This window comes from Marinobacter sp. DS40M6, assembly GCF_028581595.1.
Classification (GTDB): Bacteria; Pseudomonadota; Gammaproteobacteria; order Pseudomonadales; family Oleiphilaceae; genus Marinobacter; species Marinobacter salarius.
The window spans coordinates 94409-111162 of the sequence record NZ_JAFCAE010000002.1 but is presented as its reverse complement, the minus strand read 5'-3'; the positions used below and the strand labels follow the sequence as shown (position 1 = coordinate 111162).

The 16754-nt window shown below is 56.7% G+C and carries 19 protein-coding genes; 12 read left to right on the top strand and 7 right to left on the bottom strand.

From position 1 onward, the window contains the following. Window positions 1-23: 23 nt before the first annotated feature. From JJO78_RS04520 to JJO78_RS04505, 4 genes are read left to right on the top strand one after another with little or no spacing between them, the layout of a single operon-like run. Window positions 24-857: an ABC transporter substrate-binding protein gene (locus JJO78_RS04520; RefSeq protein ID WP_126810345.1), complete on the top strand. Its 834-nt coding sequence runs from the start codon at window positions 24-26 to the stop codon at window positions 855-857. Then, window positions 854-1858, top strand: a complete 1005-nt coding sequence (locus JJO78_RS04515; RefSeq protein WP_126810344.1) for a FecCD family ABC transporter permease — start codon at window positions 854-856, stop codon at window positions 1856-1858. The genes JJO78_RS04520 and JJO78_RS04515 overlap by 4 nt, the downstream gene beginning before the upstream one ends. A 1-nt stretch (window position 1859) precedes the next feature. Then, window positions 1860-2936, top strand: coding sequence for a FecCD family ABC transporter permease (locus JJO78_RS04510; protein WP_126810343.1), 1077 nt, complete (start codon window positions 1860-1862; stop codon window positions 2934-2936). A 14-nt stretch (window positions 2937-2950) separates the two neighbouring features. Then, window positions 2951-3790: an ABC transporter ATP-binding protein gene (locus JJO78_RS04505; protein ID WP_273622950.1), complete on the top strand. Its 840-nt coding sequence runs from the start codon at window positions 2951-2953 to the stop codon at window positions 3788-3790. Here the strand turns inward: JJO78_RS04505 and JJO78_RS04500 are convergent. From JJO78_RS04500 to JJO78_RS04490, 3 genes are read right to left on the bottom strand one after another with little or no spacing between them, the layout of a single operon-like run. Then, the gene (locus tag JJO78_RS04500; RefSeq protein WP_036206351.1) at window positions 3787-4758 is read right to left on the bottom strand and encodes an NHL repeat-containing protein; all 972 of its coding nucleotides are present in this window, start codon (window positions 4756-4758) and stop codon (window positions 3787-3789) included. The two genes, JJO78_RS04505 and JJO78_RS04500, sit on opposite strands and share 4 nt — an antisense overlap. A 14-nt stretch (window positions 4759-4772) precedes the next feature. Next, entirely contained in the window at window positions 4773-5690 is a 918-nt protein-coding gene (locus JJO78_RS04495; RefSeq protein ID WP_036206353.1) for a hypothetical protein, read from the bottom strand. Beyond that, on the bottom strand, window positions 5680-6033 hold the full coding sequence (locus JJO78_RS04490) for a heavy-metal-associated domain-containing protein (RefSeq protein WP_273622947.1): 354 nt from the start codon (window positions 6031-6033) through the stop codon (window positions 5680-5682). Before JJO78_RS04490 ends, JJO78_RS04495 begins: the two co-directional genes overlap by 11 nt. A 389-nt stretch (window positions 6034-6422) precedes the next feature. Between JJO78_RS04490 and merT the strand changes: the two genes are divergently transcribed. From merT to JJO78_RS04460, 6 genes are all read left to right on the top strand, one after another. Then, on the top strand, window positions 6423-6785 hold the full coding sequence (gene merT, locus JJO78_RS04485; protein WP_273622945.1) for a mercuric ion transporter MerT: 363 nt from the start codon (window positions 6423-6425) through the stop codon (window positions 6783-6785). Window positions 6786-6798: 13 nt separating this feature from the next. Continuing rightward, window positions 6799-7095: a mercury resistance system periplasmic binding protein MerP gene (gene merP / locus JJO78_RS04480; RefSeq protein WP_075194570.1), complete on the top strand. Its 297-nt coding sequence runs from the start codon at window positions 6799-6801 to the stop codon at window positions 7093-7095. Between the two features lie 5 nt (window positions 7096-7100). Further along, window positions 7101-8504, top strand: a complete 1404-nt coding sequence (gene merA / locus JJO78_RS04475) for a mercury(II) reductase (RefSeq protein ID WP_075194571.1) — start codon at window positions 7101-7103, stop codon at window positions 8502-8504. 97 nt (window positions 8505-8601) lie between these two features. Beyond that, entirely contained in the window at window positions 8602-9036 is a 435-nt protein-coding gene (gene merR / locus JJO78_RS04470) for an Hg(II)-responsive transcriptional regulator (protein WP_036206363.1), read from the top strand. A gap of 219 nt (window positions 9037-9255) precedes the next feature. Further along, a complete protein-coding gene (locus JJO78_RS04465) occupies window positions 9256-10611 on the top strand; it encodes a tyrosine-type recombinase/integrase (RefSeq protein ID WP_273622943.1) in 1356 nt (451 codons plus the stop codon). Between the two features lie 105 nt (window positions 10612-10716). Next, window positions 10717-10884: a helix-turn-helix transcriptional regulator gene (locus JJO78_RS04460; protein WP_273622940.1), complete on the top strand. Its 168-nt coding sequence runs from the start codon at window positions 10717-10719 to the stop codon at window positions 10882-10884. A gap of 22 nt (window positions 10885-10906) precedes the next feature. On the opposite strand, the gene JJO78_RS04455 is transcribed toward JJO78_RS04460, so the two are convergent. Further along, window positions 10907-11260 carry a hypothetical protein gene (locus tag JJO78_RS04455; RefSeq protein WP_273622939.1) on the bottom strand — a complete coding sequence of 118 codons (354 nt, stop codon included), beginning with the start codon at window positions 11258-11260 and terminating at the stop codon, window positions 10907-10909. Between the two features lie 165 nt (window positions 11261-11425). Here JJO78_RS04455 and JJO78_RS04450 point away from each other — a divergent pair, with 165 nt between their 5' ends. Then, on the top strand, window positions 11426-12679 hold the full coding sequence (locus tag JJO78_RS04450; RefSeq protein WP_273622938.1) for a hypothetical protein: 1254 nt from the start codon (window positions 11426-11428) through the stop codon (window positions 12677-12679). Window positions 12680-13368: 689 nt separating this feature from the next. On the opposite strand, the gene JJO78_RS04445 is transcribed toward JJO78_RS04450, so the two are convergent. The 3 genes from JJO78_RS04445 to JJO78_RS04435 form a co-directional block, all read right to left on the bottom strand. After that, window positions 13369-13755, bottom strand: coding sequence for a hypothetical protein (locus JJO78_RS04445; protein ID WP_273622937.1), 387 nt, complete (start codon window positions 13753-13755; stop codon window positions 13369-13371). Beyond that, window positions 13755-14744: a hypothetical protein gene (locus JJO78_RS04440; RefSeq protein ID WP_273622936.1), complete on the bottom strand. Its 990-nt coding sequence runs from the start codon at window positions 14742-14744 to the stop codon at window positions 13755-13757. The genes JJO78_RS04445 and JJO78_RS04440 overlap by 1 nt, the downstream gene beginning before the upstream one ends. 970 nt (window positions 14745-15714) lie before the next feature. Beyond that, complete coding sequence (locus JJO78_RS04435; protein WP_273622935.1) at window positions 15715-15933, bottom strand: MbcA/ParS/Xre antitoxin family protein; 219 nt, start codon at window positions 15931-15933, stop codon at window positions 15715-15717. 280 nt (window positions 15934-16213) lie between these two features. On the opposite strand from JJO78_RS04435, the gene JJO78_RS04430 reads away from it, so the two are divergent. Further along, a complete protein-coding gene (locus JJO78_RS04430; RefSeq protein WP_273622934.1) occupies window positions 16214-16696 on the top strand; it encodes a hypothetical protein in 483 nt (160 codons plus the stop codon). The last annotated feature ends 58 nt before the right edge of the window (window positions 16697-16754 follow it).

The window sequence follows — 16754 nt, the reverse complement described above, 5'->3', positions numbered from 1 at the left end:
GGGCGCAGGGTGAGACTATCCGGTTGACGGATGACCGCGGGGAAACCCTGCGGTTGTCCGTACCGGCGGCCCGGCCCGCTGCGATTTCGACCTTTGGGGCGGATGTCGCATTGGCGCTGGATACACCGCCGGTTGCGGTCACCGACTACGGGCTTCAGGGCGTGCCCGATTACCTGGCCTCACGGTTAGACGGGGTGACGGGGCTCGGCCCCCGACATCAGCCCAACCTGGAGGTACTGTCGTCGGTCCGGCCGGATCTTGTCATCGCCATTCGCCGTTATACCGAGAAAGACGGTGACCAGATTGAAGCCATCGCCCCGATGCTGGCCCTGGACCTGATCACGGTCCAGGACAGCTTGCGGGGCGTAGAGTTGGCGGGGCAGGCGCTGGGGGCACCGGCGAAAGCCAGCGCACTCAACACCCGCTTTCGTGATCGCGTTCAATTACTCGCGGACCGCAACAAACCAAAGCCTGCCGAGACGGTGGCGCTGCTGACCAGCGGTAGTGAAACCCCCTTCGTTTATTACGATCATTTTCTGCCAACGGCGTTGCTGGAACGTCTGGGCTTCGACAATGTCGGTGGCCAGCCGCCGAATCCGGACAGTGGCATCCCACTAGGCTACCGGATCAGTCTCGAAGCCTTGCTGGAGCTGAATCCAGACACCATTCTGCTGTTGCCCACCAGCCGACAGCGCGCGTTCACGATGAACCCCATCTGGCCCTATCTCAAAGCCGTGCGTACTGACCAGGTTTACGAAGTGCCGCATTACTGGAAAGAAGGTGCTGGTCCGATTGCCCGGGAGCGTATCCTGGACGACATACAGCGACTGCTGCTGACGTCGGAACCCGACAAATGACGGGAGACGATTCAGCCATACGCCCCATGGGCCTTTACGGAGCAACGGTACTTCTCCTCGTGCTGTTGTTCTTCGTTGGTCTGATGGCAGGCTCCCGATGGGTGTCACCGACCTTGTTGCTGTCAGCCATCGACGGCAGCAGCGACTTGCTGACGCGCATCACCGTGCTGGAACTGCGGCTGCCGCGCAACCTGCTCGGTATCCTTGGTGGTGCGGCCCTCGGGGTGGCGGGTGCCGTCATGCAGGGCGTTACCCGGAATTCGCTGGCATCCCCCGGCCTCACCGGCGTGATTGCTTCTGCTGCCCTGGCGGTGGTGTCGCTTCGAACCCTGAGTTCGCCGGGCGCACTGTGGCTGCCGCTGATGGCTCTTGCCGGGGGGCTGCTCGGTGGTGCTCTGACGTTTGCCATTGCTGGCCGCCGTCAGCTTCAGCCCGAGCGTGTGGTACTCGCCGGCATCGCCGTCACGTCGCTGGCTACTGCACTCACCACCGGCCTTCTGCTGGTATCGGGGGCGGAGGCGGCGGAACTGTATTACTGGCTGGCGGGCAGCCTGATGGGACGGGGCTGGCTCCAGCTTCAAATGGTGCTGCCCTGGCTGCTGCTTCCGCTCGGTGCCCTGATTGTGATGCAGAGACCCTTCCGCTTACTGCAACTTGATGATGATCTGGCGCTGGCCATGGGGTTGTCGGTCGGCCGCTGGCGACTGCTATTTTTGCTGCTGGCCTTATTGCTGGCCGCCGCGCTGGTCGCCTTCACCGGCCCGATCGTGTTTATTGGACTGGTGGCGCCGCACATTGCCAGGCGGCTGGCCGGCAACCAGATCCAGCACTGGCTGCCCCTGAGTGCTCTGTTTGGAGGGTTGTTGTTGCTGGCGGCGGATATCCTGGCTCGGCAACTGGCCTTTCCCCAGGAGCTACCCGTCGGTATGCTGACGGCCCTTATTGGGGCCCCCTGGCTGATCTATCTGCTTAACTCGCGAACCTCACCCCGGAGCGCATAACGTGACCCATCCGTCTACGACCACGCCTCGGGCAGACCGCCGTGGAATGCAGATTCCAGGCGCCGGCCCCGTTGCCCGGCTGCTTCTGGCTGGCGGGCTCAGTCTGGTTGTTGTCATCGTCGCGGGCGTCCAGCTGGGGGCGGTGGACCTGACGTGGTCCCAGGTGTGGGCCGGGCTGACCGGTGACAGCACTCAACACGTGCAGCGAGTGGTCTTCGAATTACGGTTGCCCCGCACGCTGACCGGCGCCCTCATTGGTATTCACTTTGCCCTGTCAGGGTGGCTGTTACAGTTGCTTAGCCGCAATCCGTTGGCAGAAGCCGGCATTCTCGGCATCTCCGCCGGCGCCAGCCTGGTGGCGGTCGTCGCTTTTATTATCGGAGACTGGTTGGTGTCCAGTGCCGATCCTTACAACAATACGTCGTTTGCCCTTCAATATTTGCCCCTGTTTGCCATGGCAGGCGGGCTGGTAACGGCGCTTGCGGTGTACTTCCTGGGCATGCGGCATGGCCAGCTGTCGCCGGTCAAAATGACGCTGACCGGTGCGGTCATTGCCGGTATGTTGCATGCACTGACCACCGGTGCGCTGGCGTTCTGGGGCCACGCCCATACTGAACTGGTGGCCCAGTGGCTGGCTGGCTCACTGTACGGCGCCGAATGGCAGCACCTCCGCACGTTGCTGCCATGGACGGTTATTGGTCTGGTCGGTGTCGGCGTGCTAGTGCGTCCCCTGGAAGTCATGCAGCTTGACGATCAACACGTTCGCACTCTGGGCCTGGGCCTGAACCGCTGGCGCGCCTTTGCGCTGCTGATTGCCACCTTGCTGGCGGCCAGTGCCGTGGGAGTGGTGGGGCCGGTTGGCTTCATTGGTTTGCTGATTCCACACATCAGCCGACGGCTGGCGGGGGCCAACCTTCCGGTCCAACTGGTGTTGTGTGTACTATTGGGAGCGGTGCTGGCGGTATTGGCGGATTTACTCGGCCGGACGCTGTTTACGCCCTACGAAGTGCCCGTGGGTGTGGTTTCCGCCGTCATTGGTGTACCGTTCTTTCTTTATCTGTTATCGCGTCAACCCTGAGGCCGGGATTCTCCATGCTACGAACCGAGCAGCTCTCTCTTGCCTATGGCTCCAAGCCGGTCGTGGACAACGTCTCGCTGGCCATTCCCGAGGGTGGGATTACCTGCCTGCTGGGCCCCAACGGTTCTGGTAAAAGTACCTTGCTGAAAAGCTTCGCGGGCCTGCTGCCGGCCCGGACCGGTCAGGTCTACCTGGACGACCAGCCGGTTGACCAATGGCACCGGGGCAAACTGGCCCTCAGGCTCGCCATGCTGCCCCAGAAACCGATCGTTCCCGATGGCATTCGGGTTCAGGATCTGGTGGCGTTGGGGCGTTTCCCACACCGCAAATGGTGGCAGCGCAACCTCACCACCGACGACAACGCTACCCTCGATGCCATGGCAATGACGGGGGTTTCGGATTTGGCGGAGCGGCCGGTGGAAGCGCTGTCCGGAGGGCAACAGCAGCGGGTATGGATCGCCATGGCTCTGGCCCAGGAAACCGACATTCTGCTGCTGGACGAACCCACCACGTTTCTGGACTGGGGCTACCAGCTGGAAGTACTGGAATTGCTGTCCAAGCTAAATCGTGAGCACGGACTGACGGTGGTGATGTCATTGCATGACCTGAATCAGGCCGCACAGTTTGCCGACCGGATTGCGGTTCTGGCGGACGGCCAGCTCGACACCATCGGTAGCCCCGGAGAGGTTATTACCGAGCCCCTGATCAACCGGGTCTTTCGGGTGCATACACACGTCACAACGGGGCGGGACGGCCGACCATTCTGTTCCGGATTTGCCGAGTCTTTCCGGGACAGCGGGACACCGAACCATCACGGTCTGATCCACGGGATGGCTGAGCATCAGACCACTTAATCCGGCTGCCACCTCCCGACCCGGTTGTCGGCAAAATTCACGCTCCACACTGCTCCATCATGGCCAACGGCAACTGCCATCGCCGTGTGGCCGGGGTTGCTGGGCGTCGTTCCGAATGCGGTGAGATAGTCGCCCTGAGCCGTGAATTTCTGGATCCGGTCATTGTAGAAGTCGGCCACAAAGACCTCACCGTTGGGCCCCAGGGCGATGGAGGTTGTGGTTGTGAACCAGCCCTTGAACGGCCCGTAAAGGCCGATGGCGAAGGGGCCTCCCCACTTGCGCAGAAAGTCGCCCCCGGTATTGAAGACCTGAACTCGATTACCGTAACCGTCTGCTACGTAGAGGACCGAATCCTCTCCGAGCGCCACATCGGTAGGATAGGTAAATTCCCCGGCACCCCTGCCTGTCACACCGGTTGTTCCCCACTGTTGTACGAAAGAGCCATCCGCCCGCAAATGCTGTACACGATGGTTATAAAAGTCCGCCACGAACAGATCACCGTTATCCGCTACGGCAACACCGCCGGGCGCATTAAACTGGCCAGGCCCCTTGCCGGAGCTGCCAATGATCCTCAGCGGCTCGCCAGTCAGGCTGAACACCTGAATCCGGTCGTTCATGTACTCCGGCACGTAAAGTTTGTCGTTGTGAATGGTCAGGTTCATGGGGCGCCCGAGCTCACCGATCCCATCGCCGGGTGTACCGAATTCACGCTTGAAGTGCCCTTGGTGATCGAAAACCTGGATACGCCCGTTGCGGGCATCGGACACGAACACTTCGGTGTCTGTTACCGCAACCCCGGTGGGGTCGTTGAATTGCCCCGGGCCACTGCCTTTTTCGCCCCAGGTAAGCGTCAGCGAGTAGGGCGGTTCCTGGTTCCAGTTGATGGCTCCGCCCACGCAGCCAAGCAGGGTGAGAGCTGCCACCAGCCCGAGCGTAGTGTAGGCCAGCCATTGTCCAACCTTTTTCATGATGTCCTCAATCCCTAGAAATTGCGGCGAAAGCCAACGCGTACAATGTAATCGTCCTGAATGGCATCACCATTGGGATCTTCGGCCACCGGCAGTTGTACCGTGCCCTCGACGACCCAACGCCGGGTGATGTATTGCACGCCCGGCGCCAGCAGCCATTGGGTACCGCCGGAATTGGCATCGGTACCACTGCCAATCTCGTTGCGTTCGCGGTGAACGAAACTGGATTCGAGTAGTGCATAGGTAAAGCCTGGTGTGCCGGAGATGCCTTCAAGGCTGAGCGGCCAGATCCGGTATTGCAGTGAGGCGTCGAGACGGGTCTCGTCGCCGTGGGCGAAGCCGTCGTGGCGCCCGTTTTCTCGGTAAAGTAACTGCGCGTCCATTTGGTGCTGCAGCGTCTGATAGGTGGCCACCACGCCGCCAAACCCATCCCAGGCTCCGTCACCAACCTGCAATGGACGTGGCAGTTCGCCGAAACGATCGCGGTCGTCACTGTCCCCGGTTGGTGCAGTGAGCCCGAAAATCGGCGCGATCCGGAAGGTGCCGCCGGTGAAGTCGTCCTGGTAAGCCGTGTAGCGCCCGAACAGCGAGACGTCGCCGATGCCACCGGTATCGCGCTCAATCCGGCCCATGGGCGTGGTGACGTCCAGTGCCTTGTTGAAAAAGTAAGGGACAACGCCGAACACCGCCAGCTTCGGGGTAATGCCATAACCCAGGACACTGCCCAGAGCCTGGACCGAAACCTCGCGATCCATAGGCCCATCATCGGAACGCTCTCGTAAGACCAGTTGCTCCCGCCAGATGGTTTCACCCTGCGGCACGGGCAGAGCCGTGTTAAAGGTGTTGGGTGCGGCTTGTGCCGAAGGCACACCGGTCAGTACCAGGGCTCCGACCAGCAGGGACAAGCCGATTGACTGGTTGTTATTTCGCATCGCTGCCTCCTGTTTCGCCGTCGGCCTCTGAGTAGGAGCGCAGCGTGAAGCCGGCCTCTTCAACAGCCTGACGTGCCCGCTCCTCCGAGAGCGTCTTGCCCTCCTCAAGGGTGACATTCACAGTACTTTTCCCAACGTCCACCTCCACGCCGGTGACGCCATCCACTTTATTCAGACGTTTCTCGATGCCATAGGCACAGAAGGGACAGGCCAGGCCGTCCACGCCCAATACGTAGCTTTTGTCGGCGGCCAGCGCGGCAACGCTGAAGATCAAGGCCGCTAAAACCAAGAAATATTTCTTTAACATGACGCGTCCCTCTGGTGAGATGAAGCTGTGTTTCAAGGGTAGACTCCGTACCAAGATACGGCGTTAAGGAATTACTCTGTCTTGTTCATGATGCTTGTGGAATAGCCCTCAGTTTGCTCCAGCGCATCAAATATGGAACAGCACTGCAACGGACCTTGACCGGGACAACGGTCCACAAGTGCCGCAAGTCTCTGGCGGATTTGTCGTAACTGGTCAATCACCCACCGCGTCAGCCACTTTGCCAATGGTCATGTCTGTCATGGCAGAACCCCCACCCAGTAGATTCGAATAATAAGAGTAGTGCCCGTACCACGGTACGGGGTCAAGAGTGCTGAACATTCCATAGGAGTGCAGGGCTTGACTCCGTAGCCGACTACGGAAGTATTTTGAAGATAGCCAGCAAAGTCATGAAAGGAACCGTCGTAATGTCAGAGTTGAAATCAGAGTCCAAATCCGGTCGCGGGTCTTTAGTCGCAGGCGGGATCGCAGCAGTGCTCGCATCGGCCTGCTGTCTTGGCCCCCTGGTCCTGATCGCCCTTGGTGTTTCCGGTGCCTGGATCGGCAACCTGGCTGCTCTGGAGCCTTACCGGCCGTGGTTCATTGGTGCTGCTCTGGTGGCGATGGTCTTTGCCTGGCGTCGGATATACCGGCCTGCACAGGATTGCCAGCCGGGCGAGGTCTGCGCAGTACCGCAAGTGCGCACCGCTTACAAGATCACTTTCTGGATCGTCGCGTTGCTCGTACTGATCGCGTTGGCATTCCCTTTCGTCTTACCGCTATTTTACTGAGAGGCCATACATCATGAAAAAGTCCCTGATCACTGCCGTACTGTTTACGCTGTTCAGCATGCCTGCCTTGGCGTCGCAAAAGACGGTGACCTTGTCGGTTCCCGGAATGACTTGTTCGGCTTGCCCGATCACCGTCAAAGCCGCTCTCAAGAGGGTCGATGGGGTGAGTTCTGTGCAGGTCCGTTATGAGGAGCGTGATGCGACGGTTACTTTCGACGATGAAAAAACCTCCGTTGAAGCAATAACTGAGGCCACGACCAACGCGGGCTACCCGTCCACACTGATGCAGTCCGGGGCGAAGCAGGAGTAGTGTTTATGAGTGATAACGATCTGCACATTGCCGTGATTGGCAGTGGCGGTAGTGCCATGGCCGCCGCTTTGAAGTCGGCGGAACGCGGAGCCCGGGTGACGCTGATCGAACGCGGCACCATCGGTGGCACTTGCGTCAATGTCGGCTGCGTGCCCTCGAAGATCATGATCCGCGCCGCTCACGTGGCCCACATGCGTCGCGCCAGTCCGTTCGACGAGGGCATTGCCGCGGTCGAGCCTTCTATTCACCGGCCCCGGTTACTGGCCCAGCAACAGGCCCGGGTCGATGAGCTTCGTCACGCGAAATATGAGGGGATTCTCGAAGACAATCCGGCGATCACTGTCCTGCAGGGTGAGGCCCGTTTTACCGACGCCAATACGCTGACAGTGACTGGAACCGACGGCACGGAACGCGAGGTACGCTTTGACAGAGCGTTCATTGGTACCGGTGCGGGGCCTACCATTCCCCCGGTTCCGGGCCTGTCCGATACGCCGTACTGGACGTCCACCACGGCACTGGCCAGCGACACCATTCCGGAACGGCTGGTTGTCATCGGGGCGTCCGTCGTGGCAGTGGAGCTGGCACAGGCGTTTGCCCGGCTGGGCAGCGAGGTGACCATCCTGGCGCGTAGCCGGCTGTTTTCCCGTGAGGACCCGGCTGTTGGCGAGGCCATTGAAACCGCGTTCCAGGCCGAGGGTATCAAGGTTCTGAATGACACGCAGGCGAGCCAGATCCGCTATACCAATGAGGAGTTCGTGCTCGCCACAAACGTGGGAGAGCTGCGCGCCGATCGGCTGCTGGTGGCCGTGGGACGCACACCGAACACAGACAGACTGAACCTGGAGGCTATCGGCGTCGAGACTGCCCGCGGGGCGATTTTAGTTGATGACGGTCTGCGTACCACCGTGCCCGACATCTATGCTGCTGGGGACTGCACCGACCAGCCGCAGTTTGTCTATGTCGCCGCCGCGGGTGGCAGTCGAGCAGCAGTCAATATGACCGGTGGTGATGCACGGCTCGATCTCAGTGCCATGCCGGAGGTGGTCTTTACCGAGCCACAGATTGCGACCGTCGGTTTATCCGAGGCCGACGCCGAGGCAAGTGGCTACGTCACCGACAGCCGTACCCTGACCCTCGACAACGTGCCACGGGCCCTGGTCAACTTTGATACCGGAGGCTTCATTAAAATGGTCGCGGAACGTGAAAGCGGGCGGTTACTGGGTGTGCAGTCCGTGGCGGGTGAGGCCGGCGAACTGATCCAGACCGCGGTGATGGCGCTTCGTGCGCGCATGACTGTCAACGAGATTGCCGATGAGCTGTTCCCGTACCTGACGATGGTAGAAGGTTTGAAGCTGTGCGCTCAAACGTTTACCAAGGATGTCAAGCAACTATCCTGCTGCGCGGGATAAGGCAAGGCAACCCTTGGATAGCATGGGCAAATGCTCTATTAGTGACCTTGTTTGATGACGTAAACTGATGCCGTAGTCAACTACGGAGTAAGCCCGCATGGTGAATAAAGTAAATCCACTGACCATCGGTGGGCTGGCCAAGGCGGCCGGTGTCCATGTCGAGACCATTCGCTATTACCAGCGGCGGGGCCTGTTGTCGGAACCCCAGCGTCCTCCCGGTGGGATCAGACGCTATGGTTCTGCCGATATCGATCGATTGACGTTCGTGAAATCGGCGCAGAACCTGGGCTTCAGTCTCGATGAGATTATCGACCTGCTTCGGCTGGAAGATGGTGCCCACTGCCAGGAAGCCAGTGTCCTGGCCGAGCACAAACTGCAGTCTGTACGTGGAAAGATCAAAAAGCTGGTGAGGATTGAGAGTGTTCTGAGCGATATGGTCGCTCGATGTCATGAGCAAAAAGGGGACATCGCGTGCCCTCTCATTGCGTCATTGCACACCGGAATCAGCAAAGTCCCAGAGGCAGATCTCTAACCATATGATTTTATTGCTGGCATGGTACCCCCGGCAGGTTCCACACCAATATCTAATTTGTGCTCAGAATGTCTCAGCTGGTAACTAAGATACTGTAATAAAACAAAAAGTATTGCTAGATGAGTTTTTGGTGGTATCGTTTATAGACACATTTACCCATCTTGCGACAGGTGTTTTGAGGGGTAGGATGAAGGGTAGATTGAAGTGTGGAGCTAAACGATGCCAAAAAAAGTGCCTGAAATGGGGCCTGCCCAAGTTCGCAACCTCCGCCATGGGGTAGTGAAAAAGGACAGTAAAACGCGAAAAGCCGGAGAGCCTTGTGTTGCTTATCACAGGGTGGGTGGGGTAGACGGTCTAGTTTTGCAATGTCGTCCGCCAGCGGCTGGACAGGAAATCGGCTCACGCTCTTGGCTTCTGGTCACGACGGTGGGCCTCCGTCGTCGCGAGATTGGCCTGGGAGGCTATCCCGATGTGAGCCTAGGAGAGGCGCGAGAGCAGGCCCGCCAGAAAAAGGAGGAAATCCGCAATGGCGTAGATCCTGTTGAGCAGAATCAAGAGCGAAAGGCCAGAGACCGTGAGCGTCAGCGGAAACAAGTCACCTTCGGAGAGCTCGCGGAGGAATATTACAAGATTAAAGAGGTGACTTTTCGCGGCAAGAACCCGCAGCGGCAGCGAAACCGCTTACGGAAGTCGATTGATCGATGTCTGGGGGAGATTGGTGATACCCAAATCGGCGACCTCATCGTTGAGGACATCGTACGAGTTCTGAATCCGCTTTGGACCACCCAAACACCAACGGCCACCAGAATTCGTCAGACTATCGCCCAAGTCTGGAAGCTGGCGGCATCTCGTAACTTGGTTTCCGGGAAGAATCCTGCAGATTGGGACGACAATCTGGATGGCTGGCTGCCACCGGCAAAGCGTATCCACCACACGAGGCATAAGCCTGCGATGCGGCATCATGACTTGCCTGAGTTTATGAAGTTCCTGCTGGAGCGAGACACGACGCCCTCCCGTGCATTGGAATTTCAAATACTGACTATCGCTAGACCGACAGAGGTTCAATTTGCTGAATGGCCGGAAATCAATCTCGACGAGGGAACTTGGACGATTCCAGGCTCGAAAATGAAGAATAGGAACCCGAATGAGCTCCACGTGGTGCCTTTGGTGCCAAGGGCAATAGAAATCCTCCGGAGCATGCCTCGGTCCGGACGATACGTATTTCCGGGTTACAAAGAAAAAGCGCAGATCAGCGAGAACGCGCTGAACAACACTGTGAAGGCAGTTCATCAAGAGTCTTTGAAGGCTGGCGGCAAAGGATTTATGGACCCTCGGTATAACAAGATCGCGTGTGCACATGGAATGAGAAGCTGTTTCAAAAATTTTGCCGCGGCCAAGACAGATTTTGATGATGTGGTCTCCGAGCTCAGTTTGGCGCATCTGGACAGCGATGAGACCCGCGCAGCGTATCTGAGCGAACAGATCTTGGATCGTCGCCTGCAATTGCTCAACGCCTACGCCAGGTATGCATACACAGGAAAGTTGCCACGGAAACGACGGCAAGAGGATTATTAACATAAATCCTGAGTTTCTGCAGTTTTCTAGCAATTACACGCGCCAACCGACCCTTGTTACCGATTAACTTATTGAGTACCAATTAATCGTAATGAGGTACATAACGTGTTTTACAGCATCAAAGAAGTCAGCAATCGTTACGGCGTTTCTCCCAAGTCCATCTGGCGTTGGATTCGTGAAGGGCGCTTTCCGAAACCGGTCAAGCTCGCTCCCAAGACTGCTCGGTGGCGAGAGACTGACCTGCAAGCCTATGAAGAGGGCCTTGGCAGTTAAGGGCTCTGCATCAACATCGTGGCTAATGGCGGGTTCTGTTCGTTTCGAACCCGCCACACAATACCGCTCTTTTCATTGCATCATGATTCTTCCGGCCCCCGGTGGCTCTGCTTTTCCGGAACAGCGGGTGTGTTGGTGGAAAGCGATCACAATGTTTTCTCTCTTGCTCAGCGCGACGCTTCAGTGCCATCTTCTCCCGTTTAATTTGGTCCTGGTGCAGTTGCTGTTTCAGTTGGCGTAGTACCGCTTTGGCGTTCGATGCATGGCGAAGCTGGCGCGCCAAATTCTTGGTTGCGTCCATATTGCCTGCATAGGCACCCCTGGCAAGCGCCAGCAGGTAAGAGAAGCTCTTGGTATTCTGAATTCCGGTTTTCATGCGCTTGCTCCCCAGGATTTTGTTTGTTGATACTGGCAGCGTCATTTGATCGACACTTCAAAGACTACTGAGGAATGATGGCCACGAGCCTTTCGAAATATGATCAATTGTGGCAACGTCAGAAAATTCTGAGGTTTCCGGTGCCTCTGCTGTACTGAGGGATGTATGAAGAATGGAACCATGGTGACGCTCCCGCCCCTTGACGTGTTTTTTCTGCCTCATGTTTCGGATTTTCTTAAAATCGCGCTCGGCGATTCGGGCTCCTTCCCTAGGCTGGTGGAGACAATGGCGAACACTGCCGGGGTCAAAGCACCGCACCGTACCACTTTGAAGAAAGCTGAAAGCGAACCCGTAACACGGGGCGCCGCGATGAAAATTCAACGCGTCTGGCAAGCAAGTATTCCCGACAAGCAGTTCCTGGAATCAATCGAAGCTGCAGTGGAGCCCTGGAACGGCCTCCAATTGAAGAACAATGGTTCCTCGTGGGTAGCTGCACTGGCGGGTGCTGACAAGTCGAAAATTGGCTCGGCCCTCAAGGGATCCAGGGTTGCCAGCTTCCTTGAGAAGCGGATGGCCCAAGAGAAGTCTTTTCTCGACTGGGTCAAACAGGAGACCTGCCGACAGCCGAATAAACAGCATGACCCCGCCGTCTGGATTCGACGGGGTCAAGAGTTCTTGAGGGAGTACACTCTCATAGATCCGGAACTCATCTCGTTGATCGCCGAGATCGACCACACAGCCAGAGATCCAGAAAGCGCAGAGTGGCGCAGCGGAAAGAGCATACTGAACTTGGTTAACCACCAACTGCGAGTTGATTTCTACTACACGCTGCTCTGTGAGTTGGCTTTGGATGTGGCCGACTATCTTGTTGTGCAAGGGGCGTATGAGGCGCACAAACAACAGTTGGTCGATCAGGGATTTGTGGGAGATATTGCTCCCCGATCATCGGCTCTGGAAGCTCTGTCTGAACAGGACAGACCCTTAATTCGGCTATTTGAGGTTTGGAAATATCGATTGTCTGCGCTTAATGGTTGCGACTTTAGCTACAGACGAATGGCCAGCTACCTGCCGTTGCCTGGTGACTCAGCTGGAGAGGAGTTTGTTTCTCCTGCAGGGTACACACTGGCAATGCTCAAGTATCGCAAACTGAAACGATGGCGGAGTGGCACTATCCCCGATTTATCGGATTTGGAAACATTCATTGCCAGGCTCTGTGCCGGCCACGACTCAGACCATTATCTGGCGTGGATGAAAGCCCAGGCTGCACTGGCATGGGGGCGATTGATCGATGAAGAAGAAGCGACCCTTTCCTCAATTTTCAGTGCGCATCCAGATCTTCAACGTTTCAACGCGATCGGGTTCTACAGCAAATACTGGAGCCACTATCAGAAACAGGCCGCCGACATTTCAGCGGCCTGATCTTGCATAGTTACTTACCCTTGGAAGGGGCGTTACCTCGGCCTCCTCCAGATGGCCGGCCGGTTGTGCTTGGCCAGTTGCCGCCCGGATGACCGTTGGAGGGACGAGAGCTACCTTTACCTTTTGACATGGGAATCTACTCCAGTTCTTGAGTGCGTTTTAAGGGTTTTCATCGTCAGGCACTACTGTTTAGTTAGATGCCAGCCTGTTTGGTAGGGGCATTCATATACCCGCAAATGAATGTGGTTCTCGCGGCCAATGATCTCTGCCCGGGCCTCCGCTCCCGCCTTGGTTGAATACAATCCCTTGGTTTCTCCGACGCTATCAGTGCAGAACTCGCAGGGCTTACTCGGTGTGTATCGCTCCTTGGGGGTTAGGTGCCAGTGCTGGCATCGCTGGCATTGGTAATACGTGAAATCCTGGCCGTAGAACAAGCTCGCGTGGTCGGAAGAACTCCACGCTTCATATTCAGATTCGTAGGCTGCCAGCGGTTCACCAGTTCGTTTGCTGACGCAACTGTCGAATGTCAGTCTCATTGGATACTCCAGTTCAGATTGTGGATTCGCATTTACCAGGCAATGAGCTCTCTCATCACCTATCGCGATCATCGGAAATCTGAACCGGTGCCGGGAGGGGGCTCGGCATGTGAAATTTTCCAAAGCTCCCCACCCGCATAGTCGGACGATCGTTCATCGACGATTTCTTGACCTCGTTTTCGTCACTCGTGAAACCACTCGGCGCCCTCCGCGTGTCCGGTCTTGGACCAGGCCCAGGTGACCGAACCAATGCCGATCTTTGTCCAATGCCGTAATCATGAGTCGCATGGAACGGGTGTAATCAGACATGGTTGTAGGGGCAAAGCCCTCATTGTCGAACCAGGCTTCCTTGAGGTACTTCATGTGTTTAAGCTTAATCTGGTTGCAGTATCGAACGGTCGGAAACTGCGCCTCAATAGCATCCGCCATCGTTTGAATGCGCTTAATCGTCCGACTTTTGGTCGCACCAGAAGTACCCTTCGACGATTCGGAAGTTCCCTCTTTCCATTTGATGCGCTTTGTGATTTCCCGGATATTCATCAGTAGCCCCCGATGTAAGAAGAGGTCACTTGGGGACGACCATGCCCCAGCAAGCGAGCGACCGTTTCACGGGCGATGCGATCCAGTACCCGATCCCCAATAGGGCCGCGGAGTGGGCTGGGCCCGCGCACGATTTCTTCGTAGACGTCCTGCGCGAATCCACAGCGCAATTCCCGGATGGAAGGAATCCCGCACTTTTTAAGGATTCTCCTGCAGCGCCCGAGTTCCCGTCGGTAAAAGCTGATCACATTGTCCGTTTTCGACAGCAGGCATTTGGAGCCTGCCGGCCGAACGGAGATAGCGAATTCGAGCGTCTCTCGCTGAAACTCACCAGCCTTAATTGTCCGGCTCCCACAACGGCGGCCGCCTTTTGTTCCCTCCAGAATAGCCGCGGACCCTGTTGCAGTTACCTCTCGCATCATGCGGTCTAGGTCCTGCAGGAAGGCCTCATTCGGTCGCATTCCCCAGGCACGCGATAGCAAAACCACGGCAGCTCCACGTTCATTGCCAGAGGCAATCATTCGATCTGCCGCCGTCTGCGTGTCCGCCTTGTCTGCCTCAATCTGGGTTTTTCGTACATTGGATCTGGCCACGCCCAGCGCTTTGCGAGCGGACAAGTGCAACTTCTCATTTCGACGCATCGCGTACAGACAGGTGTTCACCGTCGAGATGAGATTGTGTGCATATGACACTGAAATCATGTTGTCGCGCCTGCCATCGGTCCACTCGTAAGCGTCATACAGGCGGTGACGCAGGTAATTGCCATATGCCTCCACGAGCTCCAGATCAATATCAAGGGCGTCCCGGACGCCATGTTGCCGGCAGAATTCGACGAAAAGTCTGATCCGAATTCCGTGAGTTCGGCGCGTCCCGTAGTGGTCGTTCGGGCCAAAGAGGGCATTTAACGCCTGCAAGAAGGCGAACAACAACTGCTTGCCATAGCCGTAATTGCGCTTTTTGTCTCGCGGTGTTTTTCGTTTCTGTTTCATTGCTAAATTACCTGTTACTAAAAAGTTGAGAATGAATGCAGCTGATGCGAGGCAAACCCTGCGGCTGTTTGAGTGCCTGGTCTCCTCGCTGACACTCCGCCCCGTCGCCGCAGTCAGATACAGAACCATCGGAAATCTCCTCTGATCGGTGGAAGTGTCGTCGTGCCGCTGCAGGCACAGGTTTTGTCCATTGCGAACCGTGGGTAACAAATCAGCCAATGCTGTTTGTTGGGGTAGCGGAGTTGTCACGCGGTCAGCGTGACGATGCAAAAGAGGGGCGCCTGAAACGTGGATCAGGCTTAAGGGCGAACAGGTCGAATCGAGCATGCCGGTGGTGACGCACCAGGGGAACGATTCCGCTCGAATCTGGTTTTAGTCAGGGTTTTCGACCAGTTCTAGTCCGTTGAAAGGCTTGAAGGCATTGGAAATGCTGGGGTTCCCAGCTCCAGGTCAGGTCATCTCTCTAACGTGCGGTATTCGCTCGTAGAGGTGAGGCATTGCCCAAGTTGGGCGGTTTAGTTAGCAAACAGAAAGTTTGCTGAGGTGCAAAAAAAGCACGCTGGATTGGGGGCTTTGCCCCCTGGGCTACCGGTCGAAGTTCGACGGTAAAGCGCTTGCTGTTTACATAACCGTGCCAGCTACACGGCCAGGCATTGCCTGGAAAGAGCAACCATTATCGAAAATGAGCCCAGGGTTGTCCACTCGTCAAAACGCTCATTTTCTCAAATAACACCGGGTTGCGGGGGGCAGGGCAGGGAGCGGTGCTTGGGTTTAATTAGGATCAAGGTAAAGGGGAGCAGGTCAGGTTTACCGCTAGTGTACCTGTGGTGAACCCCAAGCTGAATTCAGCAAAATGTATGGGCGCTTGTCTTGAATTCGCCGAGGGCTTAGGTGCACTCCAGGTACAGTGTGGGTACACCACCGGTACACTGATTCCTGATAACGTCACTTCACTTCGATCGGTAGATACTCATGTCCAGACACCATGCTCCAATCGACCTATGACGTCCTTAACTTTCTGTATGTTCTCTGGAGAGTTCATGTATTCAGAGGGCACTTCGTGGCCGATCGCCCGCAATGGTTGATTCAGCCAAGCGAGCGCAGCCTTCCGGTCACCCTCGAATAGCTCCACTGCTTCGGCGAATACATCTTCGCGGAGCGCCTCAACGGTTTTCTTTTGGTTATCCACCTCTTCGCTCCCAATGGTCGTGGTCCGTAGAGGGAAACTCAGGCCGATTACGGCGTCAGCGATTCCAGATAGGCTGTGATCTGGCCAGTCTCTATCGTACCCCCTGTTCAACGATTAGCGAAGGGTGGTTGGTCATTGCCTAAGTGGCAAGTGCTGCAGGACTTGGAAAACGTCCGGGGATGACGCAGTATGAAACCATCTATAAAAGGTACATAACTCACCGGTTTCCCATCGTGGGCCGAATCGGTCAAGTGGTAATAGCGTTCAACCGGAGGAAACTGTGCTCGATTTCTTGGAATCCTGGATTGACGATCTCAACGATTCTTATTCCGCTGATCGTCAATCCTGTTCGAGATTCCAGCGACCGTTTCATGGGTTCTACTCTCCTGAGCTACTCGATGCTTCCTTTTACGTCGTCGTGGACAAGCTGCCTCTGCCTGACCTCCCGGAGCTGAGGGAGGCCGGCCTGGGCGATTTCCTCGACAACCAAAATCAGTATGAAGGGATCACTTACAAAGATACCTACTACCTCGTTCCAAAAGTAGCGGATGACTTCAGCATCCATTTTCATGAGCTCGTACATGTCATCCAGTGGCGAGAGCTCGGAGCTCAGGCCTTCATCCAACGATATATCGAAGAAATCCGGAAGTTCGGTTATGGCAGGCAGGCGCCGCTTGAGCGGATGGCTTACGGCCTCCAGGATCAGTTTGATGATGATGTGGAACCATTTGATGTAGAGCAAAAGGTAGTTGCGACGCTCTGAATGCCGATACAAATCCGATGAGAACAACAAGACGGACCTGACTAATAATGCCTTTCCT